Source organism: Pseudomonas sp. P5_A12 (assembly GCF_056400685.1).
Genome location: NZ_JBFUKU010000333.1, coordinates 1 through 5,447 on the forward strand (window position 1 = coordinate 1; position 5,447 = coordinate 5,447).

General features: G+C 59.7%; 4 protein-coding genes. All 4 read right to left on the reverse strand.

The window, feature by feature from the left end; all coding sequences use genetic code 11:
• On the reverse strand, positions 1 to 2,004 hold a 2,004-nt coding region (locus AC1DSG_RS26990; RefSeq protein WP_477793614.1), incomplete at its 3' end, for a bifunctional prephenate dehydrogenase/3-phosphoshikimate 1-carboxyvinyltransferase.
• Between the two features lie 28 nt (positions 2,005 to 2,032).
• Positions 2,033 to 3,145: a histidinol-phosphate transaminase gene (gene hisC, locus AC1DSG_RS26995; RefSeq protein ID WP_477793612.1), complete on the reverse strand. Its 1,113-nt coding sequence runs from the start codon at positions 3,143 to 3,145 to the stop codon at positions 2,033 to 2,035.
• 10 nt (positions 3,146 to 3,155) lie between these two features.
• On the reverse strand, positions 3,156 to 4,250 hold the full coding sequence (gene pheA, locus AC1DSG_RS27000; RefSeq protein WP_007945815.1) for a prephenate dehydratase: 1,095 nt from the start codon (positions 4,248 to 4,250) through the stop codon (positions 3,156 to 3,158).
• Positions 4,250 to 5,335, reverse strand: coding sequence for a 3-phosphoserine/phosphohydroxythreonine transaminase (gene serC, locus AC1DSG_RS27005; protein WP_477793613.1), 1,086 nt, complete (start codon positions 5,333 to 5,335; stop codon positions 4,250 to 4,252). The genes pheA and serC overlap by 1 nt, the downstream gene beginning before the upstream one ends.
• Positions 5,336 to 5,447 lie beyond the last annotated feature (112 nt).

The following is a 5,447-nucleotide window of genomic DNA, read 5'->3' on the forward strand; positions in this document are numbered from 1 at the left end:
GATGCCATCCGGGGTCGGTTCGCATTTGACGCCCAGCGCCAACAAGCCATCGGCCATGACCTGAATCCGGTCCGACTCCTTGACCCGCAACTCTTCAGCGCCACGCAAGATGGTGCGCCCTTCGGCACAGGCCGCGGCCACGAACAGCACAGGGAATTCGTCGATGGCCAGTGGAACCAGCGCCTCGGGAATCTCGATACCTTTGAGTTTAGCTGCACGCACGCGCAAATCCGCAACGGGCTCGCCGCCGACTTCACGCTGGTTTTCCAAGGTGATATCGCCGCCCATCAGACGCAGGATGTCGATCACGCCGGTACGGGTCGGGTTGATGCCGACGTGCTCCAGCACCAGCTCCGAACCTTCGGCGATCGATGCCGCCACCAGGAAGAACGCAGAAGACGAGATATCGCCCGGCACTTCAATGTGGGTCGCAGTCAGTTTGTGCCCGAAGTCGACCGACGCGGTCGCGCCGCTGACGCTCACCGGATATCCAAAACCTTGCAGCATGCGTTCTGTATGGTCACGGGTTGGTGCAGGCTCGGTGACAGTGGTCTTGCCTTCGGCGTAAAGACCGGCCAGCAACAGGCAGGATTTAACCTGCGCACTGGCCATCGGCATGGTGTAAGTCAGGCCTTTGAGCTTGTTACCGCCACGAATGATCATCGGCGGACGACCTTCAGCAGCGGTCTCGATCACTGCACCCATTTCACGCAGCGGATTGGCCACGCGATTCATCGGACGCTTGGACAGCGAGGCATCACCGGTCAGGGTGCTGTCGAAGTTCTGCGCAGCCAACAGGCCAGACAGCAGGCGCATCGAGGTACCGGAGTTGCCCAGATAGATTGGGCCCGGCGCAGGCTTCAGGCCATGCAGGCCGACGCCGTGAATGGTCACGCGACCATGGTGCGGACCTTCGATCACAACGCCCATGTCGCGGAAGGCTTGCAAGGTCGCCAGAGCATCTTCGCCCTCGAGGAAGCCTTCGACTTCGGTGACGCCTTCGGCCAGGGAGCCGAGCATGATCGAACGGTGGGAAATCGATTTATCGCCCGGTACACGAATCCGCCCAGTCAGGCGGCCACCAGGTTGTGCCAGGAAAATCAGGTCGTTGGAGTTCATAGCGTCCACATAGGCCCGGCGGGCCAGGATTTTACTGAAATGCTCGCGGGCAACCCGGGCGCGAGTGAACACGCCCAACAATTGGTGCCCATCCCCTGCATCGACCGCGTCGCGCAAGGCGTCGAGGTCGCTGCGAAATGTATCAAGTGTGCGCAGGACAGCTTCGCGGTTGGCGAGGAAGATGTCGTGCCACATGACCGGGTCGCTTCCCGCGATTCTTGTGAAATCGCGGAAACCGCCGGCAGCGTAACGGAAGATCTCTAGGTTTTCATTGCGCTTGGCCAACGAATCGACCAAACCGAACGCCAACAGGTGCGGCAAATGGCTGGTCGCCGCCAACACTTCATCGTGGCGCTCGACCTGCATGTGCTCGACATCGGCGCCCAATTCGCGCCACAAACGGTCGACCACTGCCAACGCGGCCGGATCGGTTTGATCCAGCGGCGTCAGAATCACCTTATGACGACGGAACAGCTCGGAGTTGGAAGCTTCCACCCCGCTCTGCTCGGATCCGGCAATTGGATGCCCCGGCACAAAACGCGACGGAATCCCGCCAAACGCTTCGGTTGCCGCACGGACAACATTGCCTTTGGCGCTGCCGACGTCGGTCAGAATGGCCGAACCGAGATCCATTGCAGCCAGGCGTGCCAGCATTTTTTCCATGGCAAGGATCGGCACGGCCAACTGGATCACGTCGGCGCCCTGACAAGCAATCRCCAGGTCTTCTTCGCAGCGATCCACCACGCCCAACTCGACCGCCAGCTTGCGCGACTGCGGATCGAGATCGACCCCGACCACTTCGCAGCACACGCCACTTTCACGCAAGCCCTTGGCGAACGAACCGCCGATCAACCCCAGACCGACCACCACCAGGCGACCGATCATAGGTGCAGCAGATTGCAATGCAGTGACATCAACCACGAGCCAGAACCTTGGTCAGCGCCTCAAGGAAGCGGCTGTTTTCCGCCGGCAAACCAATGGTGATACGCAGGTGGTTCGGCATGCCGTAGTTAGCCACCGGACGCACGATCACACCTTCGCGCAACAAGCCCTGAAACACCGGCGCAGCAACGCGACCGAGGTCGACGCAAATGAAGTTGCCTTTGGACGGAATCCAGCTCAACCCCAACTCACGGAAACCGGMTTCCAGCTGCAGCATGCCGGACTCGTTCAGGCGACGGCTTTCAGCCAGGTATTCGCTGTCTTGCAGCGCAGCGCAGGCAGCGGCCAGTGCCAGACTGTTAACGTTGAACGGCTGACGCACGCGATTCAGCACGTCCGCGACCACGGCGGTGGACAAGCCATAGCCGACCCGCAACGCCGCCAGGCCGTAAGCCTTGGAGAACGTGCGTGAAACCAGCAGGTTCGGATAAGCCGCCAGATAGTCCAGACCATCCGGCAATTCACCGCCCTCGGCGTATTCGATATAGGCCTCGTCCAGCACCACCAGCACATGCGCGGGAACATCCTGCAGGAATTCGTCCAATGCTTCGGCATCGAACCAGGTCCCGGTCGGGTTGTTCGGGTTGGCGATGAAGACCACGCGAGTGTCGGCATCGATCGCCGCCAGCATGGCTGACAGGTCATGCCCCCAGTCTTTGGCGGGAATCACTTTGGCCTGGGCACCTACAGCCTGCGTCACGATCGGATAGACCGCAAATGCGTGTTCGCTGAACACAGCATTGAGGCCCGGCGCCAGATAGGCTCGCGCGACCAGTTCCAGAATGTCGTTGGAGCCGTTGCCCAGCGTCACTTGATTCAGTTCGACGCGGCACTGCTCGGCCAACAGGGTCTTGAGCGCAAAACCGTTGCCGTCCGGATACCGGGTCAGCTCGGCCAGCGCATCCTGAATCGCCGACAGCGCTTTGGGACTTGCGCCCAACGGGTTTTCATTGCTGGCCAGTTTGACGATGCTTGCCGGATCAAGGTCCAGTTCGCGCGCCAGTTCGTCCACAGGCTTGCCCGGGACGTACGGCGAAAGTTGTTGCACGCCCGGCTGTGCCAGAGCGAGGAAGTCATCACTCATTTGCTACCCCTTAGAGAACTGCTTTCGGGTAGGAACCCAGCACTTTGAGTGCCACTGCTTCCTGACTGATCTTTTCCAGCACACCCTTGATCAATGGATCGCGATGGTGGCCGACGAAGTCGATGAAGAACACGTAGGTCCATTTACCGCTGCGCGATGGACGCGTCTCGATGCGCGTCAAGTCGATGCCATTATCGTGGAACGGCACCAGCAATTCGTGCAGCGCGCCGGGCTTGTTGCTCATGGAGACGATGATCGAGGTCTTGTCGTCGCCGGTCGGTGGCACTTCCTGACTGCCGATCATCAGGAATCGCGTGGAGTTATCCGGACGATCCTCGATTTTCTCGGCCAGACGGGTCAGGCCGTACAGACCAGCGGCCATGTCGCCGGCAATCGCCGCCGAGTTCCACTCACCTTTAACCCGCTTGGCCGCTTCGGCATTGCTGGACACCGCCACGCGCTCGACATTCGGGTAATGGGCGTCCAGCCACTTGCGGCACTGGGCCAGCGACTGGGCATGGGAATAAATGCGGCTGATGCTGTCAGTCTTGGTGTTTTCACCGACCAACAGGTGGTGGTGAATCCGCAACTCGACTTCGCCACAGATGACCATGTCGTGTTCGAGGAAGCTGTCGAGGGTGTGGTTGACTGCGCCCTCGGTGGAGTTTTCCACCGGAACCACGCCAAAGTTCACCGCACCGGCCGCCACTTCGCGGAACACTTCATCGATCGCCGCCATCGGCTTGCTGATCACGGCGTGGCCGAAGTGCTTCATGGCCGCCGCCTGAGTGAACGTGCCCTCAGGGCCGAGGTAAGCCACTTTCAGCGGCTGCTCGAGCGCCAGGCACGAGGACATGATTTCGCGGAACAACCGCGCCATCTCTTCATTACCCAGCGGCCCTTTATTACGCTCCATCACGCGCTTGAGCACCTGAGCTTCACGCTCAGGACGATAGAACACCGGCACTTCGCCTTCGGCCAGCGAGGCCATCTTTACTCGCGCAACTTCCTGGGCGCAGCGTGCGCGTTCACTGATCAACTCCAGGACTTTAGTGTCCAGGGCATCAATGCGAACGCGCAGTGCCTTGAGTTCTTGCTCAGACATTAGCCGTGTTCCTTCTCGAACTCTGCCATGTACGAAATCAGCGCGTTGACCGCAACGATGTCGACGGCGTTATAGATGGAGGCGCGCATGCCGCCCACGGAACGATGACCTTTGAGGTTCAACAGGCCACGCTCGTCGGCACCGGCCAAAAACGGCTTGTCCAGACGGTCGTCAGCCAGACGGAACGGCACGTTCATCCACGAGCGGTCCGATTTGTTGATCGGGTTGCTGTACAAGCCGCTGGCGTCGATGAAGTCGTACAGCGTGCGCTGCTTCACTTCATTGAGCTTGCCGATGGCTTCAACACCACCCTGCTCCTTCAGCCACTCGAACACCAGACCGGACAAGTACCAGGCCAGGGTCGGCGGGGTGTTGTACATCGAGCCGTTATCGGCCGCGACCTTGTAATTGAGCATGGTCGGGCAGAGGGAACGGGCGTGACCCAGAAGGTCTTCGCGAACGATGTTGACCACGACGCCGCTTGGGCCGATGTTTTTCTGGGCGCCAGCGTAGATCATGCCAAAGCGCGAAACATCGATTGGACGCGACAGAATGTCCGAAGACATGTCGGCCACCAGTGGAACGTCACCGGTTTCGGGGATCCACTGGAACTCCAGACCGCCGATGGTTTCGTTCGGTGCGTAGTGAACGTAGGCCGCGTCTTTCGACAGGTTCCATTCGTTCTGACCGGGAATCGCGAAATAGTCGTAAGGCTTGGCGGTCCCCGCGACATTCACGTTGCCGTATCGCGAAGCTTCTTCGATGGCTTTCTGCGACCAGATACCGGTATCGATATAGTCGGCAGTACCGTTTTCCGGCAACAGGTTCAGAGGAATCTGAGCAAATTGCTGGCTGGCGCCGCCTTGCAGAAATAGCACTTTATAGTTCGAAGGGATATTCAGCAGATCACGCAGATCCTGCTCGGCTTTGGTGGCGATGGACACGAACTCATCACTGCGATGGCTCATTTCCATGACCGACAGCCCCTTGCCGTGCCAATCAAGGAGTTCACCCTGGGCGCGCTGCAGGACAGCTTCGGGGAGTGCCGCAGGACCGGCACAGAAGTTATAGGCTCTCTTGCTCACATCCAATCTCGCTCTGATTTGGTGGTAATCACGCAATACATCACAACATCAGTCGACACGGAGTCCCTGCCGAAGCAGAAACCTGTGGGAGCGAGCCTGCTCGCGATTGCAT